The sequence below is a fragment of the Petrotoga sp. 9PWA.NaAc.5.4 genome (assembly GCF_002895485.1).
In the GTDB taxonomy this organism is placed as follows: Bacteria; Thermotogota; Thermotogae; order Petrotogales; family Petrotogaceae; genus AZRK01.
In genome coordinates, this window is sequence record NZ_AZRK01000045.1 from 21,348 (window position 1) to 43,241 (window position 21,894).

The 21,894-nt window shown below is 31.0% G+C and carries 16 protein-coding genes; 3 read left to right on the top strand and 13 right to left on the bottom strand.

The features are described 5' to 3' along the window. Positions 1-62: 62 nt before the first annotated feature. Both X924_RS09820 and X924_RS09825 read right to left on the bottom strand, forming a co-directional pair. Positions 63-665 carry an ECF transporter S component gene (locus tag X924_RS09820; RefSeq protein WP_121958742.1) on the bottom strand — a complete coding sequence of 201 codons (603 nt, stop codon included), beginning with the start codon at positions 663-665 and terminating at the stop codon, positions 63-65. 106 nt (positions 666-771) lie between these two features. Next, complete coding sequence (locus X924_RS09825; RefSeq protein WP_121958743.1) at positions 772-2,769, bottom strand: S9 family peptidase; 1,998 nt, start codon at positions 2,767-2,769, stop codon at positions 772-774. 232 nt (positions 2,770-3,001) lie between these two features. Here X924_RS09825 and X924_RS09830 point away from each other — a divergent pair, with 232 nt between their 5' ends. Continuing rightward, the gene (locus X924_RS09830; protein WP_121958744.1) at positions 3,002-4,198 is read left to right on the top strand and encodes a pyridoxal phosphate-dependent aminotransferase; all 1,197 of its coding nucleotides are present in this window, start codon (positions 3,002-3,004) and stop codon (positions 4,196-4,198) included. 21 nt (positions 4,199-4,219) lie between these two features. Here X924_RS09830 and X924_RS09835 read toward each other — a convergent pair whose 3' ends face one another. From X924_RS09835 to X924_RS09845, 3 genes are read right to left on the bottom strand one after another with little or no spacing between them, the layout of a single operon-like run. Further along, positions 4,220-4,702, bottom strand: a complete 483-nt coding sequence (locus tag X924_RS09835) for a hypothetical protein (protein WP_121958745.1) — start codon at positions 4,700-4,702, stop codon at positions 4,220-4,222. 2 nt (positions 4,703-4,704) lie between these two features. Beyond that, positions 4,705-6,114: a DUF5693 family protein gene (locus tag X924_RS09840; RefSeq protein WP_121958746.1), complete on the bottom strand. Its 1,410-nt coding sequence runs from the start codon at positions 6,112-6,114 to the stop codon at positions 4,705-4,707. A gap of 20 nt (positions 6,115-6,134) precedes the next feature. Continuing rightward, the gene (locus X924_RS09845; protein WP_121958747.1) at positions 6,135-7,037 is read right to left on the bottom strand and encodes an RluA family pseudouridine synthase; all 903 of its coding nucleotides are present in this window, start codon (positions 7,035-7,037) and stop codon (positions 6,135-6,137) included. A gap of 385 nt (positions 7,038-7,422) precedes the next feature. On the opposite strand from X924_RS09845, the gene X924_RS09850 reads away from it, so the two are divergent. Together X924_RS09850 and lpdA are read left to right on the top strand one after the other, a co-directional pair. Further along, positions 7,423-8,013, top strand: coding sequence for an N-acetyltransferase (locus tag X924_RS09850; RefSeq protein ID WP_158245372.1), 591 nt, complete (start codon positions 7,423-7,425; stop codon positions 8,011-8,013). Positions 8,014-8,248: 235 nt separating this feature from the next. Further along, on the top strand, positions 8,249-9,604 hold the full coding sequence (gene lpdA, locus X924_RS09855; protein WP_121958749.1) for a dihydrolipoyl dehydrogenase: 1,356 nt from the start codon (positions 8,249-8,251) through the stop codon (positions 9,602-9,604). A 91-nt stretch (positions 9,605-9,695) separates the two neighbouring features. Here lpdA and X924_RS09860 read toward each other — a convergent pair whose 3' ends face one another. The 8 genes from X924_RS09860 to X924_RS09895 all read right to left on the bottom strand — a co-directional run bounded on the left by X924_RS09860 (position 9,696) and on the right by X924_RS09895 (position 21,745). Continuing rightward, positions 9,696-10,865 (bottom strand): sn-glycerol-1-phosphate dehydrogenase, encoded by a 1,170-nt coding sequence (locus X924_RS09860; RefSeq protein ID WP_121958750.1) that lies wholly within the window; start codon positions 10,863-10,865, stop codon positions 9,696-9,698. 11 nt (positions 10,866-10,876) lie between these two features. Next, positions 10,877-11,938: a substrate-binding domain-containing protein gene (locus X924_RS09865; RefSeq protein ID WP_121958751.1), complete on the bottom strand. Its 1,062-nt coding sequence runs from the start codon at positions 11,936-11,938 to the stop codon at positions 10,877-10,879. 17 nt (positions 11,939-11,955) lie between these two features. Continuing rightward, entirely contained in the window at positions 11,956-12,879 is a 924-nt protein-coding gene (locus X924_RS09870) for a glycyl-radical enzyme activating protein (protein WP_233186637.1), read from the bottom strand. Further along, complete coding sequence (hypD, locus tag X924_RS09875; RefSeq protein ID WP_121958752.1) at positions 12,866-15,292, bottom strand: trans-4-hydroxy-L-proline dehydratase; 2,427 nt, start codon at positions 15,290-15,292, stop codon at positions 12,866-12,868. The genes X924_RS09870 and hypD overlap by 14 nt, the downstream gene beginning before the upstream one ends. Positions 15,293-15,323: 31 nt before the next feature. After that, positions 15,324-17,105, bottom strand: a complete 1,782-nt coding sequence (locus X924_RS09880; RefSeq protein ID WP_121958753.1) for an aminopeptidase P family protein — start codon at positions 17,103-17,105, stop codon at positions 15,324-15,326. A gap of 63 nt (positions 17,106-17,168) precedes the next feature. Beyond that, entirely contained in the window at positions 17,169-19,043 is a 1,875-nt protein-coding gene (locus tag X924_RS09885) for a glycoside hydrolase family 127 protein (protein ID WP_121958754.1), read from the bottom strand. A 68-nt stretch (positions 19,044-19,111) separates the two neighbouring features. After that, a complete protein-coding gene (locus X924_RS09890) occupies positions 19,112-20,611 on the bottom strand; it encodes an alpha-N-arabinofuranosidase (protein ID WP_121958755.1) in 1,500 nt (499 codons plus the stop codon). A 357-nt stretch (positions 20,612-20,968) separates the two neighbouring features. Next, positions 20,969-21,745, bottom strand: coding sequence for an alpha/beta hydrolase (locus X924_RS09895; protein ID WP_121958756.1), 777 nt, complete (start codon positions 21,743-21,745; stop codon positions 20,969-20,971). Positions 21,746-21,894 lie beyond the last annotated feature (149 nt).

Genomic DNA, 21,894 nt, shown 5'->3' on the forward strand with positions numbered 1-21,894 from the left:
ATAAATTTTAAATCAAAAATTAAGTCCTAACATAAGTTAGGACTTAATTTAATTTTTTACTATCAATATCCCGCTCTTTTAACTGCTCTTATTACTCCGATGGTAATTAGAACAGCAACTATTATTTCTGGAATGCCGTTTGTTAGACCTATAGCTAATATTACTCCACCTACAGCACTCCTTTCTATACCCATAGCAAAAGCAACTCTATCTGCATACAACAAATACATCATACCTAAAACACCTGCGGTGTTCGTCAATGTACCTAAAGCAGCACTCACACCTACAGAAATAGTGTCGCTTAATTTTGAAATTTTATCCTTTTTATTATTCCGAGAAAAAAATGTCAACACAAGTTTATAGGAGTAATAAGAAACAAGCCCAATCAATATTCTTGGTAAAACTGAAACTAAAGGATTTACAAATGCAAAAGATAAGATGTTTGGCCTTAATAAAGCTTGAATAATACTTGAAATCCCAAAAATCAAACCTATTACTACTCCAGCGATAGGTCCTTCTAAAATTGCTCCAATAATTACAGGAATATGCATAGTTGTAGCATTAGCTGGAGGTATAGGAATAAATCCTAAAGGCGTGAACCCCAAAACAAAAGAGATAGCTGACAATAAAGAAATTGTGACTAATCTTTTAGTTTTCGTATGCATTTCTTCCTCCATTTTTAAAAGATTTTTCGTTATTATTTTCATTATTATTCAACGAATTGATTATATCACAATTTTTTTCACGATTAGTAAAAATTTGCTTGATCCATCATTTTAAGTATTTATCGAACCATTGAGTAATTTCTTTTAGTCTTATTATTCTATGTTTTGGTTTACCGCTTCTGCTTAATTCATGATTTTCGTCTCTAAACATAACAAGTCTAGATTCAACTCCGTTATATTTAAGAGAAGTGAACATCTGTAAGCCTTCTGCTAACCAACATCTGTAATCTTCTTCAGAGTGAATAAACAAGGTTGGTGTTTTAACTCTATCAGCATATTTCATTGGTGAATGGAACCAAAGTTTTTCGTAATCACTCCAAGGAGTAGCAGCTTGTTGATCTTCAACAAAATAATAACCTATATCTGTAGTTCCAAATTTAGAAATCCAATTGGCTATGCTTCTTTGAGAAACTGCAGCTTTAAATCTATTTGTATGACCAATTATCCAATTAGTCATGTATCCACCGTATGAACCTCCTGTCACACCTATTCTCTCTTTATCGATATAGCTGTTATCTTGTAACACTTTATCAACAAAATCCATAATATCTTCATAATCTATTGTTCCATACTTTCCTCTAATATCAGCGAATTCGTTTCCTCTTCCATCACTTCCTCTGGGGTTACAAAAGATTACTACATATCCCTCATTTGCCCAATACTGCATCTCATGAAAGAACACTTCTCCTGAATAGACAGTTTTAGGACCACCATGAATATCTAAAATAGCCGGATATTTTTTTCTATTATCAAAATCGATAGGCTTCATTATCCAACCTTCTATTTCAACATCATTTTTTACAACCATTATTCTTTCAGTTTTAGAAATAGTTTTTTCTTTGATTACCCATTCGTTAAATTCTGTGATTTGATGTTCTTGCCCATTTGTTAATTCATACAATTCTTGCAACTTTAAATTTCTCATACCAACAAAAATAATTTTGTCACTATATACATCAAATCCATCGACTGAACCTTCTTCTGTTGTTAACTTTTCTTTATTTCCACTTTCATTTATTCTGTTGATAAATGAATTTCCATACTCGGTAGTTTCAAAGTAAAAATAATCTCCATCAACCTTGAACTCACTATTGGAACCGTATCTACAATCAGAGCCCACAGAACTCCATGTGCTATAATCGAAATCTGTTTGAATTTGTTTAACTTCTTTTGTTTCATCATTCATTAAATAAAATTTAGGATTTTCATTTATTCCATATTTTTTCATATCTGATCCTAAAAATATAATTTTATCTCTGAAAAAATCAGCGTAATCATAGCTAAAAGGATCTTGATGAGTCAGTTTTTCTAATTTTTCTTTTTCTAAATCATACAAGAATAGATCGGATTTTATTTCCATTTTATCTTTGAATGTATTTGAAATGAAAAGGATTTTGTTTTTATTCTTATTAATTTTAAACATATTAACATCAGTTAATTCATCAGTTATTGGAGATAGTTTATTATCTTTTGTTGAAAATATATACAACCTATTTCTTTTTTTGTTTGTAAAACCACTACCATTTGACCAAAAAGGTATCTCATCAAGAATTTCGTAATCCTTTTCCTCTTTTAGTTCTTCAAGTTTTTTCTCTTTTTCTTCTTTAGTTAAATTTTCAAGATCCCTGTATTTTGGATCATAGATAGCCGTTAAAACAAACTTTTCTTCAGATATAGGTTCTACCTTATTGACAAATAAAGGTACTTCAAAAAATTTTTCTGCTTCACCACCATTAATATTTATTTTATAATATATGGTGAAAGGTTCTCCTTTCTCTTTTCTTTTCTTATCCTTTTCATCCCTAATAGTTGAAAATACTATATTATCCTCATCCAACCACACAAAAGAACTTTCTTGATTAAAAGTAGTCAATTTGTTCATCTTTTTGTTTTGAAGATCGTATAACCAAATATTTGAGAGATATTCGTTTTCATCTACATCCATTTGATGAACAACAAAAGCTAATTTTTTACCATCCGGTGAAAATTTTGTACTCGATAAGAACTTATACTTTGTAAAATCGTCCAGTACCAATTTTTCCATATTGATCCTCCTCTTTGCAGTTAGTTTGTTAAGCTAATTTATCTTAATTATACACCAAATTTATTCCTTTTTAAAAAACTATTTGAAATTAAGAATTTTTAAGTTTTCACTTGTTAATAAAATCTAATAATCTCTAATTCCTTATAATATTCAAATTTTTAACTTTATTTTTTTATAAGTTAGTGATAAGATATATAAGTGCAAATAGTGTTTTGAAAATAGGAGGGATATAATGCAACTTTCTCAGAGAGTTTTGAATTCACAATTTTCACCAATCAGGAAATTAGTACCATACGCTGAAGCAGCAAAGAAGTCTGGGAAAAAAGTATACCACTTGAATATTGGACAGCCAGATGTTGAAACGCCAAAAGCCTTCTTTGAAGGTATTAAAAAGTATTCAACAAATATAGTGTATTATAGCCATTCAGCAGGTTTATATGAATTGAGAGAAGCCTTCTCCAAGTATTACAAATCTTGGAATATTAACTTTGATGCTGAAGATCTGATAATTACGACAGGAGGAAGTGAAGCCGTAATCTTTTCTTTGGCAACTGTCGCTGTTCCTGGAGATGAGGTAATGGTTATTGAACCTTTTTATGCAAATTATAAAGGATTTGCCGAAATGTTAAATGTTAAATTAAGACCCGTAAAATCAAGTCCCAAAAACGGATATGCTGTTCCAGAAAGAGAAGCATTCGAAAAGGCTTACAATGAAAAAGTCAAAGCTATTATATTTTCTAATCCTTCTAATCCAACAGGAGCTGTTTATACTTACGATGAATTGAAAAGAATAGTTGATTTTGCTAAAGAAAAGGATATTTTTGTTATGTCAGATGAAGTTTATAAAGAATTTACATTTGATGGCAAAAAACACATTTCTATAATGAATTTTGAAGACCAAGAAAGATTCATTTTGTTGGACAGTATTTCAAAAAGATACAGTGCTTGTGGCGCGAGAATCGGTGTATTAGCAACTAAAAACAAAAAAATTTTAGAACAAGTTATGAAATTCGCACAATCAAGGTTAAGCCCTCCCTTGATGGCACAATTTGGAACTTTAGGTTTACTTAAAGATTTAGAAGAAGATTATTTTGAGAAAATGGTTTTAGAGTACCAGCAAAGAAGAGACGCTGCTTTTGATGAATTAAGTAAAATAGAAGGAGCAGTTTTCCAAAAACCTCATGGTTCTTTTTATATCTCTGTTGAATTACCTGTTGATAGTTCTGAAGAATTTGTAAAATGGATGCTCACAGATTTTGATATAGACGGTGAAACTGTTATGGTATCTCCTTTGAATGGTTTTTACGCTACTCCCGGAGCTGGAAAAAGCGAAATAAGAATCGCATATGTTTTAAATAACCAAGAATTAAGAAAAGCTTGCAGCATTTTAAAAGAAGGAGTTTATGCATATAACCAAAAAAGAAAGTAAAGGTATGCATTTAGCATACCTTTACTTTTTTGCATTTTGATCGTTTTTCGGATTGTTCTGGTTTTTAACGGACTTTGGCTCGTTTTGATTTTGAGTAGCTTCCTGACTGATATTCTTTTGTGGAACTTTTACAGTTTTTGGCTCTTTTTCTTTGGTATAATATATAGCAAGGGCTAATCCTACAATATTTGCGATAAAAATTGCACTTAGAATCATTGAAGAATATAGAAAAATTGAAAGAAAAGCCAACGCTGATAAAAATGTGAATGAAAAGAACATTCCATACTTTTTTTTCATGAGTAATCTAATATAGAAAAAAATGAGAAATACCACTAAAGCCACAAATAAGATTACAAGCAAAAATGCAATTAAATCAGAAAATTCATAATATTCAAACAGTCTTTGATTTATATCTTCCAAATAAAAAAGGTATAAAGATATTGCTGCTACTACTATACTGGCTATAATAACCACACTTCTTAAAAAATCCTTTAAGTTTTCCATAGTTATACCCCCTTAGTTTGTGAATTTTCTTGTTCCTCTTGTGATTCTTCTACTTTTTGTAATCCATTTTCTAATTGATTGGAGCTCTTAGATTCTCTTATTTTTTTTATCAATGTTTCCACAAATAAAATAATTAATAATAATATTAGAGAAACTAAAAAGCCATTTATTGTTCTTAAAATACTTAAATATAAAGGCGTATGTATATGTAAAAAAGTGTTAAGTATAGATACAGGCAAAATTGCTCTAAATGTATTCCAAATGAAAGACCTTCCTGGTAACGATGGTGTATAATAAAAGAAGTAAGATATTATCTCTTTAGTCCTTGGTCTTGCAATTAGAACCCTTTCAAAATAATCTCTTACCTTCCTTTCAAAATTTGTGACAAAAGCCCAATTTGAACTCCTTACTATGTATATTATACCTGCTATTATAACTAACAACAATAGTACAATATCTGTTTTTCTAAATCTTATACTTTTAATTTTCTTGAAAGCATTTTTGATATCGCCTTTCTTAAATGTAATTCCTGTAAAGTCTATAAATGCTTTCAATAAAACCAAAGCCGGCAAAACGACAAGTAAAATTTTTACTCCCCTAACATTATTAAGCTTAAATATCAATAAGTTATTATATCCACTCATAAATACAAGAATTCCAAATAACAAAGAATAGCTTATAATTTTTAAAAGATTATTTTTGGAAACCCTAAAAAATATAATTATAGAAAATAATGTAGCTGCTATTGTAAAAGACCAATTATTTAAAAAAATAAAGCACAGAATATATATAATAGCAAACAATGGTACGTACGAAAATAAATTCAAAAATATTAATCCTACCCCAATGCCTGAAAAAATAAACGTCGGCTCAGAATAATTGATTGAATTAATGTTAACGGGAGTACCTAAATCTTTTTGGATCAAATTAATTAAATTTAACGTTCTGGAATGCTCCGGAAATATAAAATACCGTATTTTTCTTTCTTTTAAAGCTCTATGAAACCTTTGAACTATCATTTCATCATCAAACTTATCTATTTCAGCCGCTTTTATATAATGAGCATACCTCATGTTGTTTAATATATCTTTGTCCAATCGATCTTTAATTTCTGTAAAATATTTATCGAAGTCGGAAAATTCCACAATGAGCACATATTTATATCTTAAAGTTAAATCTTTTAAAAAAATTATATCTTCCTCAAAACCTTGAGACTGAAAATCTTTTAGTATAGCATGATTCTCATAAGTATAATAAAAATACCCATTATTCTCAATTATATGTAACTGACTTTCTATAGGAAGTATCGAATAAGTACTTGAATTTGCAATATCAACATATAGGGAATAAAAAAAGAAAACTATCGAAAAAATTATAGAAATTAAAACAACGTACTTTCTTATTTTTCTCATTAAATTATCCCCCTATTCTTTTAAGACGATTTTTCTAACCTCTCTAAAACTGATTGTAGATCCTCACTAAGCGGGGCACTAAATTCAAAATATTGGCCTTTAAAATTAAAAGAAAGTTTACTCGCATGAAGAAAAAATCTTCTCAAATTATATTTTTTTCTTAAAATTCTGTTCTGCCCTTTGTTGCCATAAGTATCGTCTCCAGCAATTGGGTAACCAAGATTGGCAAATTGTATTCTTATTTGATGTTTCCTTCCTGTATGCAATTCTATCTCTACGAGCGTGTAAATCCCTTCCGGTGTTTTATACTTTTTTATTACTTTGTATTCCAAATAAGCCTCTTTTCCATAAACTGGCGTAGATAAGAATCCTTCTTTTTTCTTCAAGTCTCCAACTAATAAAGATAAATAAAATTTCTTTGACTCTCTACCTTTTATAAGCTCTGTTAACTCCCTGGCAGTTTGTTTATTTTTAGCTATTATCATAACACCAGAAGTTAGTTTATCTAATCTATGCACTAAATGAGGTTCAAATTGACCATCTGAATAATACATAACACCTTCAATTATGGTTGCCATTTCTTCTTGGGCTCCAGGATGCACTGACACCTTAGCTGGTTTATTTATTACCAAAAATTCATTGTCTTCATATATTATGTCAAAATCAACATGTCTTGCTTTCAAAGACGGTTCCGCAGGCCTTTTTATATCTTCTAACTTTTCATCGTTTAAAATTATCTTGACTCGATCTCCAATATTTAGAGAGTAATTGTTATGCTTTATCCTTTTTCCATTAACTCTTACAAAACCTCTTCTTATAAGGCTATAAATAGCTCCCAATTTTATGTCTGGATAATTTTTTCGTATAAAGGTATCTAACCTTGAATAATAATTTTTTTCATTTACAACGGTTTCTTTTTCCAATTAAATTTAATCCTCCCAAAAATTAGAATTTTATTCCCTTTAGAAATTCTAAAACTTAAGTTTTATTAATATTTTTGTTAACTACTATTCCTTTAACTTCTTCGCTGCTTGCAACGAAAAAAAAGGGAGGGCTCCGTCCTGCACCTATTTTAAATTCAAATACCTATTTTCTAAAAAAATTATCATTTCTAAAGTCCTTAATTATAATTACATCCACTTTCTTTGTTTTTATTATAACACTTTTTATATAGAAAATTATAAAGTAAAATTCCCCTTCACAGAAGGGGAATTAAAACCTGCCACATCTCTCAAGAGTTTAATTAAAAATAAAATTTTATTATAATTTAAAATTGAGGTAAAATATTGATAAAGGATGATTCGAATTATGGATATAAAAAAAGCAACTATTAGTGATAATAAGAATTTTGTCGAACTTTTTCTAATCTCTGCCCCATTTTTTCCGTTGATTTTTGGTCAAAATACAAAGAAAACGCTAAATAATTTATTTGTAACTAAAAGCAATCTTTTTAGTTACCAACATGTTTGTTTCGCAAAGAAAGAGGAAGAAACCCTTGGAATGATATTATGCTATAATTGGGAAACAAAAAATAGAGAAAATCTAAGGACTGGGCATCTTATGTTTAAAAACTTAGGAATTATTTTTTTCAAAAGTATAATTCCACTGGTTAAACTAAATAAAGTTATCGGGAAGATAAGTAAGGAAGATTTTTATATCAGCAACATAGCGATTTATGATTTATTTAGAGGGTTAGGTACGGGCAAGCAATTAATTTTTAAAGCGGAAGAAACTGCAAGAAAATCTGGAAGCAAAAACGTTATTTTAGATGTTGAAAAGGAAAACATAAAAGCTATTAATTTTTATAACAACATAGGATTTAGAAAAATAACTGAATCAACTATAAAAACTCGGAATTGTATTCTGAGTTTTTATAGGATGAAAAAACAATTAATTTAGGTATTTTAGAAATGAGAATTTTCAGAAAACAAGCATTTGAATTTAAAACGGGTCCAGGGCGGAGCCCTTCACCTCTCTTTCGCTACACGTAGCGAGAAGGTTAAAGGAATAGAGAATAGCTCAAAATTAGAATTGTGGAGGTATTTTATAAAAAGTTAAACGCTAAACTATTGATAAAATATGAATTTTATAATTTCTAAAGTGAGTAAATTTTAAAAAAGAGGAGGAAGCGTAGATGTATGATAGCGTAATAATCGGATCAGGACCTGGAGGTTATGTTTCAGCAATAAGATTATCACAATTAGGCAAAAAAGTCGCGGTTATTGAAAAAGAAGATTTAGGCGGAACGTGTACTAATAAAGGATGTATCCCTACCAAAGCTTTATTAACTTCTGCCCATTTATATGAGAAAATCAATACAGAAGCTAAAAAATTTGGAGTAAAGGTTGAAAATATTGATTATGATTTAAAAGAAATAATCAAACACATGAACAAAGTAGTTTTGCAGTCCAGAAAAGGTATAGAATATTTATTTAAGAAAAATAACGTAGATTTAATCAAAGGTGTTGCTGAGATTATCGATAAAAATCACATTAAAGTCTTAAATCAAACAATAGAAACAAAGTATATTATTTTAGCTCATGGATCTCAACCTGTAATTTTTACTCCTTTTGATAAAATAGAAGGTATCTGGACAAGCGACGACGTTTTTAAAATGACAGAACTTCCAGATTCAATTTTAATAGTCGGGGGAGGAGTTATCGGAATAGAAATAGCTACTCTTTTTTCTAATCTTGGCAAAAAAGTTTACATAGTTGAGTTGTTGGATCATATTCTACCAAATGAAGATCCAGATGTTGCAGAAGTTGCCAAAAAATCTTTAATGAAAAAAGGTGTAGAAATATTTGAAAAGTACAAAGTAACTAATGTAACAAAAAACAAAGAATCCTACATATCTAAAGTAGAAAAAGATGATGAAAGTAAAGAAATAGAAAGCTCAAAAGTATTGATTGCAGTCGGTAGAAGACCTCTCATCCCTAAGGATATCAAAGAATTGGGTGTTACTATTGAAAAAGGAGTAAAAACCGATCTATCAATGAAAACAAATATAGAAAATGTGTACGCTATTGGAGACATAAGAGCACATATAATGTTGGCACATGTTGCAATGTACGAGGGGATAGTAGCTGCTCATAATATTGCAGGTGAGAGTAAAAAAATGGATTATAGCGCAGTTCCTAACGTTATATTTTCAAACCCAGAAATAGCAACAGTTGGGTTGAAAGAAAAAGATGTTGATTTAGAAAAAGTAATTATATCAAAATTCCCAGTATCTGCCAACGCCAGAGCCAGAACAATGGAAGAAAGAGAAGGATTTGTAAAAATAATCGCTGACAAAGAAACCAAAAAAGTTTTAGGTGCATCAATTGTTTCACCCAACGCTACCGATATGATTATGGAAGGTGTCTTGGCAATAAAATACGGAATGACCGCATCTCAATTAGTAGATTCTATTCATCCACATCCAACTTTAACAGAAAGCATTTTAGGAGCTGAAGAAGGTATAGAAGGACTGACAATACATATTTAAAAAATCCCGCTTTTAGCGGGATTTTAGATTTAATATATTTGATTTTTCACCTAAAATTTTTTCAATCTTTATATGAAATAATTACGAAGAATTAAGCATAAAATTTTTCTGTGAGTGTTTTAGCTATTTTTTCCAGTTTATTGTGTTCGTACGCTAATTGAAGAATAGTATATCTATTTCGAATTTCTCTTGCATGAATTATGCTTTCTCTAAAAAGTTCTTTTGAAATACCTAATTCTTTTGGATCATATGTAGAGCCAACTTTTTTATGAAGCGAAATAAGATATTCAGGGTCTACAGGAGAAATTTCTTTTGGTATGTTATTTTTCATAAGTCTATATATCATCGATACAATCACTGTTCCTACACCAACTAAATTTCCGTGTAACGGATGAGGTTTGTTTTTTGAAATAGCTTCTATTTCCCAAAAGTGTGCGATATGATGTTCGGCACCTGATGCGGGTCTTGAATTCCCCACAAAACTTATCGCTATACCTGAAATTATAAGGGCTTCGGTTAAATGTTTGATAACTTCTTCGCTTCTTCGACTTATTTTTTCCGCATTTTCGACACACATATTCCTTGCTTTTTCAACAAGTTTTACCGTTGTTTCACAGTAATATTCGTTATTAACATACTTTGAAAGTTCCCAATCAGTTAAAGAAGTGTATTTACCTAAAATATCTCCAAATCCTGCGTGTATCATATCTAAAGGAGCTTTTCTTAAAATTTCAGTATCAGCTATGATAGATTTTGGATAGGTAGCTTCAAAAGTTTTCTTAAATTTTTCAACAATTAAAGGAGATACAGTAGAAGCATAACCATCCATTGAAGGAGCAGTAGCAAAAATTATATACGGTACATTTGTTTTATAACTCAAAAACCTGCAAAGATCGTTTATAGTTCCAGAACCAACCGCAATTATTAGAGATGCATTTTTAGGAATTTCTATCAATAGTCTTCCAACACTTTCTTCATTTGGGATTAAAGGGTTTGAACCTTGAAATATATATTCGGTTATATTATAGTTTTCTTCTCTTAAGACTTTTAACAAATTTTCTCCACAAGCCTTGTAAGTGTTGTTATCAGCTACAAAAAACAAATTCTCTTTGTTGATCATCTCAAAAATTTTAGTTTTATTTTTTGTTACTTCTTTTTGCACAACAATATTTTCTATATTTACTTTATGATTTTTGCCACATTCACATAAAAAATTTAAATTTGCCATTTTTTCTATTTCTAAGTTTAAAAGATCTAACATATATTTTCTCCTTAATTTCTTTTTAACAAACTGTTTCTTTCAATAAATTCGGCTTTTTCAACTACTTTTTCAGCTTTACCGTTGTTATTATCTTCTATCATTTTTAACAACATTTGTGCAGCTTTTTCTCCAAACTGCTGTTTGGGATGTCTAAAAGTAGATAATTCTAAAGCTTGCGCAAAATCCGCATCATCGAATCCTATTAGAGAAATATCTTTAGGTATCTCCAATCTTAATTTTTTTGATGCGATCACTACTTGCATTGCTACAAGATCGTTAGAACAAAAGATAGCTGTAGGAATGTTATCTTTTGGTAAACTGAGAAGTGAAAGTATTAAATTTAAAACGGTATCTGAAGTCTCTTGACTATGAAAAGGTATTTCATACAGGATCAATTTTTTATTTTCTTTGACTTTGTCTATAAATCCTTCCGCTCTTTCTACAGCGGCCTTATGAACAGCCTTATATATGACTGCTAACCTTTTATGGCCAAGTTCTATATACTTTTCTGCTGCAAAAGCTCCACATTCGTAATCATTTAAAACAAGAGTTCCAGCATGTGGAATGTCAAGATCACTGTTAATTATTATTGTTGGTATATCTTTGCTTATTTCCTTTAAAAGGTTTGTGTTTGCTTGTTTTGTAGCACTTACAACCGGATCTACTATTAATCCTTTTACTCCTTGATCTACCCACCTTTCCAGTATTTCTTTTTCCAAAATGGGATCATTTTTAGCGTTCCCAATAAATGACTTATACCTCGTATTTTTTAGTTTTTCTTCTGTTCCCATAACAATGAATGGAAATATATAATCAGTTAGAGACTGTGTCAGTATGCCAATATTCTCTTTGTCCTTTTTTACAGATTTAACGTATGTACCGCTTCCCCTTCTGGTTAGCAAATATCCTTCTTTTTCTAATTCAAATAATGCCTTTCTAACAGTTTGTCTACTGACAGAAAAATATTCGGCAAGTTGATTTTCTGAAAGTAATTTATCTCCTTTTTTTAAATCTCCGCTTTTCATTTGGTCTAAGATATATTCTTTTATAATAGACTGCTTAGTCTTCTTCAATTTTTATGCCTCCATGCTTAATTCATTTTTACAATATAACCATTTTTTTCGAATTTCTCTTTAATTTCAAGCAATCTCTCATTAGTTGGAGATTCGCTGTTCTTTATTTTATACTCTTTATCTAATCTGTAATACTTCTCACTTACATCATGAAAAGGCATTAAATCAATCTCTTTGATACCTTTCAATGAAGAAATGAAATCTAAAATACCTTCTACGTTTCTGTTTGTATCGGTAATATTTGGAATAACTGGAAATCTGATTATTATATCTTCAGCTTTTCTTTTATTAGCTAAAAATCTTAAATTATCTAATATTACCATGTTAGAAACTCCTGTGTACTTTATATGTTCGTTTTCATCAATAAGTTTTAGATCGTATAAAAAAAGATCAACATATTCTATAACAGATGCAAAAACTTTTTTTGATGCAAACCCCGAGGTATCTAAAGTTGTATGAATGCCCTTATTTTTAAATTCTTTTAAAAGTTCTAATAAGAAGGGGTACTGATATAGAGGTTCTCCCCCAGAAAAAGTAACTCCTCCTTCAGAATTGTCAAAAAATAATATGTCTTTTTCTACTTCTGATGTTACTTCATTAACTGTCTTCATTTCTCCTACCATTTTTAAAGCAGTTGTAGGGCAAGAAGAAGAGCAATTTCCACAAAGCGTACATAACTCTCTTTTTATTTTTGGACTTTCATCAAATTCTATCACATTTTCTGGACACACTTCATAACAGGTGCCACAATGCATGCATTGGTATTCAAAATACATTAATTCTTCGTGGTATTCAATTCCTTCAGGATTATGACACCACCAACAGTTCAACGGGCATCCTTTAAAAAAGATAGTCGTTCTTATCCCCGGCCCATCATGTATAGCATACCTTTTTATATCAAATATTAATCCTGGTTTTTCACTGATATTAGATTTCTTCATATTCTGTCCTTGCTATAATTTCTTCTTGTAGTCCTTTTGGAAGATTTACAAAATAATCACTGTATCCTGCTACTCTAACCATCAAATCTTGAAAATCTTTTGGCCTTTTTTGAGCTTCTCTTAACAATTCTGTACTTACGACGTTAAACTGCACGTGATGACCACCCATTAGAAAAAAGGTTTTTATTACCTGCGCTAACTTTTTAATATTATCTTTACTGTTCATTAAGCCCGGACTTAGCCTTTGATTAAGTAGTGCACCACCTGTCTTGTCCCAATCACATTTTGACACAGACCTAAAAACAGCTGCAATACCTTTTTTATCACTCCCTTGAACTGGTGAAACACCTTCAGAAACTGGTTCCCCAGCTTTTCTTCCATCAGGAGTTGCTTCTGTTACCTTCCCAAAATAAACATGTACTGTAGTTGGTAAAAAATAAGCCCTTTTTGAAGCTTTTCTTATTGGAGAAGGTGGATAACTTTCAATCATATCAACTATTTTTTCAACCAAAGATTTTGCTATAAAATCTGCATAATCATTGTCTTCACCATATTTTGGAGTTTTGTTCAAAATTACTTGTCTTAAATATTCAAAATCTCCTTCAAAATTCGAATTTAAAGCTTTAAGAAGCTCATTCATTATAGTATTTTTTTGATCAAATACATGGTATTTCAAAGATGTCAGGCTATAAGTAATAGTTCCAAGCCCTACTATTTGAATATACTGAGTATTATACTTTGCACCACCACTGTTATAATCTTTGGCTTTTTCAACACAATCCTCTATCCATAAAGATAAAAAAGGAACAGGAAAGTGCTTGGCAAATATACTTTCTATAATATCGTTCCCTTTCATTTTAATATCCAAAAAATATTTAATTTGATTCATATAAGCGTCCCATAACTCTTCAAAACTTTTAAATGCGCGAGGATCGCCAGTACTTAATCCAATCTTTTTTCCAGATTTTGGATCAACACCATTGTTCAATGTAATTTCTAAGATTTTAGGTAAGTTGAAATATCCAGTCAAAATATAAGATTCTTTTCCAAAAGAACCACTTTCAACGCAACCACTTACTCCAGCGGTTCTGGCATCTTCTAAAGATTTCCCTTGCCTTAGCATTTTAAGCAAAACTCCATCGAAATTGAAAAAAGGAGGTTCTCCAAATCCTGGTCCCACAACTTCTAACGCTTTAATAATAAAATGCTCAGGATTTTTAACGCTTACTTGTACAGCTGTATTGGGTTGCAAAGTTCTCATTTCACTTAATACTTCTAATATCAAATAAGAAACTTCATTTACTCCATTAGAACCATCTTTTTTTAATCCCCCGACATTTATTTTTGTGAAATCGTTGTAGGTAAAACTTTCTTCGGCAGTGACTCTAACTTTCGGAACGGCAGGTTGGTTATTGAATTTTATCCAAAATGCTTCTAATAGTTCTTTAGCTTGTTCACTACTCAGTGATCCCTCAGCAATTTCTTTCTCATAAAAAGGATATAAATGTTGATCTAATCTCCCAGGGTTGAAAGAGTCCCATGGATTGGTTTCATATACCACACCTACATGTATGAACCAATAATGTTGTAAAGCTTCCCAATAACTGGTTGGAGCATGTGCAGGAACATGCTCACATATTTGAGACATCTTTTCTAACTCAACTTTTCTCTCAACATCTTTTTCTTCTTTAGCTAAATCTTTCAACTTTTTCGAATATCTTTTGGCATATATCAAAATAGCATCTGCAGAAATATCCATCGCTTTTAATTCTTCTAATTTATCGTAATATAACGAATCCGTAGGAGATAACTCTTTTATTTTATTTTTTATCTTTTCTTTAATATCTAATATGCCAGTTTTGAATATCCTTTCTCCACCAGCAGTGTGCCCAGGTGCTCTTTGTTCCATAAATTCTGTCCATATACCGGCATTATATGCTTCTATCCATTCTTTTGGCAGATTTTCAAAAATTATCTCTCTTGTCGTTTTGCTCTTCCAAAAAGGAATAATATCTTTTTCATATATTTTTTTAGTTTCTTCATCTACCTTGTATGGCATATTTTCTCTTTTATCTAAAGTTTCAAGATCCTCTAAATCGTGGGTACATATTTCGGGATAAGTAGGTACTTGTTGAGGTCCTGTCCCACGAAGTCCAACTATCAACTGACCCTCTTCGACAGGAAGACTTACCCTTTCCATCAAATATTTAAAAGCCATTGCTTTTTTTACTGGTTCAGATTTTCCATCCGCAAAACCACTTTTATAGAATTCGGTAATTAATCTCGCTCGTTCATTTGAGATTTTTACTTCGGTACCAATACTTTCTTCACGCAATTTTGCGATACGATGATTCAATGATTTTAGAGAAGAACGTCTTTTAGAGAGTTCTTCTTCGACTTTTGTTTGTGACAATTTCTATCCCACCCCCAAACGAAAAGAACCATTATATACTTTTCGTATTTTCTTTTAACCATTCTTTCTCTTCAACCTCTAAATAAGGAGATAACTTGTCGAATACTTGCTTATGATATTCATTTAACCATTTTTTCTCTTTTATAGTTAGCAAGGTTACATATATACCTTTTAAATCTATTGGACAAAAAGATAAAGGTTGAAATCTCATAAATTTTCCAGAATCAGTAGTTATATCTTCTTCTACTACCGTTACATTTTCAATTCTAACCCCATGTTTACCTTCTTTGTATACTCCAGGTTCTATAGTTAATATCATACCTTCTTCTAATACAACTTCATTGTATTTATTGGAAATACTTTGCGGACCTTCATGAACATTTAATAGAAAACCAACACCATGTCCAGTTCCGCATTTGTAATCTAAACCTTCTTGCCATAGTGGATATCTTGCTAAAACATCAAGATTTGTTCCCGTTGCACCATAAAGAAATTTAGAATTTATTAAATTTATATGCGCCTTCAAAGTAAGTGTAAAATCACGTTTTTCTTCGTCTGTTATGGGTCCTAAGATGATAGTTCTTGTTATGTCAGTCGTTCCATCAAGATATTGGCCTCCAGAATCAACTAAAAACATTTTTTCATTTTTTAATTCATAATTAGACTTTCCCTCTTCGGGTTTGTAATGCATCATAGCAGCGTTTTCTTTGTAAGCAGCAATCGTATCAAAACTTGGTTCAATAAATTCTTCTTGTTGACGTCTAAAATCTTCTAATTGTTTTGAAGCAGATACTTCAGTAATTTTAGTTTTACCAATGTTTTTATCAAGCCAATATATGAATTTCACCAAAGCTACTCCATCTTTGATATAAGCATTTTTTTGATTTTTTATTTCCACTTCATTTTTTATAGATTTTAAATAAGTAGTTATATTAGTGCCTTTTATTATTTTGCAACGTCCTGGTATATTTTTATAAAGCCATCTATTTATCTTTGAAGGATCTAAAAATACTTTGCTTCCTGATGGAATATTTTCTATTTCTTCTACTATCTTATCGTATTCTTTAATTTCAACACCGTTTTCTTTCAAATGACTTTTCACTTTTTCATTTATTTTATTTTTATTTACAAATATAAATGCATTATCTTCAGAAATTAAAGCATAAGAAATAATTACTGGATTTTTTGGAATATCTCTCCCTCTTATATTATACAACCATGCTATATCATCGAGACTTCCAATTAAAAAATGTGTGGATCCTTTGTTAGTCATCTCTTTCCTAACTTCCTCTAATTTCTCTTTAGTAGTTTTACCAGCATATTTTACATCGTGAACAAAAGCTTCGCTTTGTGGGAGTGCTGGCCTATCCACCCATATTTTACCTATCAGGTCATAATCGTCAATTATTTTTATCTTCTTTTTAAAAACTTCTTTTTCTAAACTTTCGTATTCTTTTTGAGAAAAAGTTTTCCCATCAAATCCAATAGTATCTCCTTCATTTAACAAATCTTTCAACCATTGAGAATACGTTGGGAAACCAGGAATACCGATTTTGCACAGTTTTATACCACTTCCTTCAAGCTCTTTTTCTGCTTGAATAAAGTATCTCCCGTCTGTCCAAAGAATAGCTTCCTTTTGAGTAATTACCACCGTTCCTGCGGAACCTGTAAACCCTGAGATCCATACCCTTGTTTTATAATAATCAGCAATATATTCCGACTGGTGTGGATCAGATGTTGGAACTACGTAAGCTGTAATCCCCATTCTTTGCATTAACTCCCTCAGCCTATTAATCCTTTCTTTAACTTCCATAAAGTATTCTCCTTTGATCTTGTTGAATTTTTACAATTATATCAAATTATTAATCTAAATTTTTTATTTTTTTAACCACACAACCATAGGACCTTTACTTCTATTTGCCCAGGCAAAATATGGAATAAGATTAATTTTAATTTGTTCTTTGTCTGTTTTAATACTTCCTATTTTTGTGTATAATTTTTCTTCCCAATCTTTTAATTCTTCAAAGCATCCCTTTGCTTTTAATTTTATTATCTTTTTATTTTCTATTTCTGCGTTTTCTTCTTCTACTTCTCCGTTTATATCGATTATATAGTTCCAAACATCTCCTTCTTTGTTATCTGTTTTTTCTGCACAGTACACTAAAGGTCCTCTTTTTATAGCTACTTTCCCAATATTTTCCCTCACAAAAGGGTGACTTTCTATATATTTCATAGTCATTGGAAAACCTAATTCAACTTTATGACCACCCTTCCAATTTTTTTGGATTCTCAAAAAACCTTTTTCCATATTTTTGGGGACTTTCTCTCCATCCACTTCTATTTCAAAATTATCTACCCATGAAGGTATTCTTAGAAATATATTGAAAGTATTATCTTCTTCTGTTGAAATATTTATTTCTATCTTTCCTGTCCACGGATAATCTGTTTCTTGTGTTAGTTTTACTTTACTATTTTTATATTCTAAATTAGCTTCACTACCTTCGTACAGATTAATGTAAATTCCATCCTTAGATGTTGCATACATGTATCCAGGAAAAGAAGTTAATGTTCTTGCTATGTTTGGTGGGCAACAAGCACAGTCATACCATGATTTTCTTCTGTGTTTTCCTCTGTCTTCAAGTGGATTAACGTAGAAATAATTTTTACCATCGATTGATAATCCTGAGAGCAACCCATTGTATAATATTAGTTCCATTAAATCAACGTATTTTGCTTCACCTGTTGCTAAAAACATTCTGTAATTCCACATGAATGAAGCTATTGCTGCACATGTTTCTGTGTACGCTCTTTTGTTTGGAAGTTCATATTCTTCTCCAAAAGCTTCACCTTCATATCTTGAGCCTATTCCTCCTGTTACATACATTTTTTTAGTGATTAAATTATTCCAAAGTCTTTCTAAAGTAGAGAATATTTCTTCATCACCTGTTTCTAAATATATATCAGTTGCTCCATTACAAAGATACAACATTCTCACTGCATGCCCAGTCATTTCTTCCAATTCTTTGAAAGGTTTGTGATCTATATAATATTCAGGATTAAAGAATTTGTAGGTACTTGCATATCCATTTCCCCTTTCTTCTAAGAAATATTTAGCAAGGTTTAAATATTTTTGATTTTTTGTTTCACGGTATAGCTCAACTAACGCCATTTCAATTTCCGGATGCCCTGGAGCCCCTCTTTTTTTATTTGGGCCAAAGGTATTCGCAATTAAATCAGCAAATTTAATTGCCACATCTAAAAGTGTGTCTTCTCCAGTTACCCTTTTATGAGCAACAGCTGCTTGTATTAAATGACCTGCACAGTATAATTCATGTTTTGTTGCTAAATCACTCCATCTTTCTTTCTTTCTCTCAAAAGTAAAGTAGGTATTTAAATATCCATTTTCGTCTTGTGCTTCTTTGATTTCTTGAATAGTTCTATCTACTTTTTCTTTTAACTCTCTATCACCTGTAAATAATAATGCATAAGAAGCTGCTTCAAGCCATTTATACACATCAGAATCACTAAACACCATTCCCTTAAAAGAACCTTCTTTTTTACCAGAAGCTATTAAAAAATTATCTATCGTTCCAACTTTTTCCAACATTTCATACTGCGAAAAGATTGTAACTCTTAACATCTTTTCTAAATATTCACCCATGAAACCATTTATTTTCACTGAGTCAATAGAAAATGGCGTTATTTTGTTTTTAGACGAATCTAAAAAGTTTATTATCTTTGCACTCTTCATTTTAATTACTCTCCTTAAAAATAATATTAAAAGGGGCAAAGCCCCTTTTATTTAATAAAGAATATTTTTTATTTTGCTAACCTTATAACGTTCCAAGAAAGTGAAGATAGTTCCGCTTTTACATTTTCTCCTTTATTTCTTGCATTACCATCAGTATGAGGTTTAACATTTTCAGGATTTTCTTCTGTATTTACAGCTTTTAGATCGCTATTTTCTAAAACAATATGTTCAATTACAGAATAATCTTCAAACCCTTTTAATTCACATTCAAACTCCATTTTTTCTTGTGCCCTGTTCACTGCAAAAATTGTTAATTCTCCTTTTTCTTCATTAACAATAGGAATTATATCTATATATGGAACATTTTTAAAGTTTTTTGTATCGTATGTATCAGTTAATATAACGGGTTTTAACGCTGTTCCTCGTCCAAAGTTTGAAGCATGCATGAAAGGATAAAAAATCGTTTGCCTCCAAGCTCCTCCACCTTTTCTTGTCATAATTGGAGCTATAACATTTACTAACTGAGCCAAACAAGCTATTTTTACTCTGTCTGCATGTTTTAAAAGAGTAATAAGCATTAAACCAACTAATAGTGCATCTTCAAAAGTATAAATATCTTCTAATAAGGGTGGAGCAATTTGCCAAGGTTCAACTCTTTTATCTACCTCTCTTGAATGAAACCAAACATTCCATTCATCGAAAGATATATTAATAGTTTTTTTGGTTTTTTTACGACCTTTAATATAATCACAAGTAGCTATAACCGATTTTATGTATGAATCCATATCTATTGATTTTGCTAAGAAATTTTCAATGTTATTATCGTAATTATCGTAGTAGGCATGAAGAGAAATATAATCTACATAATCATAAGTATGATCAAGCACTGTAGCTTCCCATTCACCGAAGGTAGGTATATGCCAACCAGAACTTCCACATGCAACCAAACTAATATCTGGATCCACTAACTTCATAACCTTTGCCGTTTCTTCTGCTAATCGTGCATATTCTTCAGCAGTTTTATGACCTATTTGCCATGGACCATCCATTTCATTTCCTAAACACCAAATCTTCACTTTATGAGGTTCTTTATATCCATGCTTTTTCCTTAATTCTCCATAATATCCTCCACCAGGATGGTTACAATATTCAACAAAGTTACGAGCTTCATCTATACCTCTTGTACCAAAGTTTAAACTCATCATTGGTTCAGTATTTACCTTTTTGCACCATTCAATAAACTCATTTGTACCGAATTCATTTGGTTCTATGGATTGCCAGGCTAATTCAAGCTTTTTTGGTCTATCTTCTTTTGGGCCTACTCCATCTTCCCAATTGTATCCAGATACAAAATTTCCACCAGGATATCTTACTATAGATACATTGAGTTCTCTAATTAAATCAATTACATCTTTTCTAAATCCTTTTTCATCAGCTTTAGGATGACCAGGTTCATATATACCAGTATAAACAGCTCTGCCTAGATGTTCAATAAAGGAACCAAATATTCTATCATCCACCTTGTCAATTTTATAATTTTTATCTATATAAATATGTGATTTTTTCATCTAAAAACCTCCCTAAATAAAGTTGCATATCCACTTTAGAAATTCCAAAATCCTTATTATATGTATATTTTAGCATTGATTTTTTTACAAAATACCTCCCCACTTCTAATCCTTACTAATTCCTAATTTCTTTACCTTTTTCGGTACTTGTACCGAAGGAAGGGGGAGAGGGCTCCGCCCTGGACCCATTTTAAATTCAAATGCTTATTTTCTGAAGATTATCATTTCTAAAGTCCCTATAAAATTGCATCCATTTTAGTCTATAATAGAAATTTACTAATCCCACTATTGCAAATTCTTCTTATCTTTTCAAAAAAATGAGACTTTCTAAGTCAAAAATTCAACATTCAAGAATAATTAATAACTAAAATATTTGGGGTTCGTCATACCTCCCTCACCATCAAAATCTCCAAAAATATCTTTTAACCATTCTATGCTATCATCCACCCAGTTAGGTACCCTATTACAGAAAGATATATTAGGTGCCGTAACTGCTGATTTACATGATGAAAAACCATGTGGCCCATATCCATAAATATGGCTTTCAAATGCAACTCCTGCTTTATCAAGTGCATCCATAAACTTAAGAGAATTTGTGATAGGAACTATATCGTCTGTACGTGTTGCAAAGATGAAACATGGACATGTATTCTTGTCAACTTTATCCCATGTTGACGGTGCTGATAGTAAGCACTCATGTACCGTATCTTCAGTTGTAATTGCATATCCCAATAAAGCTGCATTAGGCCTATTCTTTGCCATGGTAGCCGCAGCAGAAGCAAGATGACCGCCAGCAGAAAATCCCAAAACTGTAATTTTATCTTCATAAATATTCCACTCATCCGCTTTCGATCTTATTAGTCTCATAGCTTGTTCATAATCATTCAATGGATTTGGCCATAACGCATCTTTTTTCACTGAATAGCGAAGTACAAAAGCTTGATATCCTACCCTTAAATATTCAAATGCAATTATTTCTGATTCTCTTTCGGAACACATTTGATACCCTCCACCAGGAATTATAAGTATCGCTGGTCGTTTTTTAATAAAACTGAATTCGCCTTCCACTGGTTGAGTTAATGATGTTAGGGTAACATTTCTTTCCTTATTTAACACAAAAACTTCCACATTCACGTTTTGTTCCCCCTCTTTTGATAATTTCTCCTTATATTGCTCTGCTCATTAGGTTTTCCTGAAATACTCCCTAAAAAAGCAATAATTAACTAGGTTATTAGAACTGCCATTTAATCTTTTCCCTTTTATTTCATCACTCATACAACCAG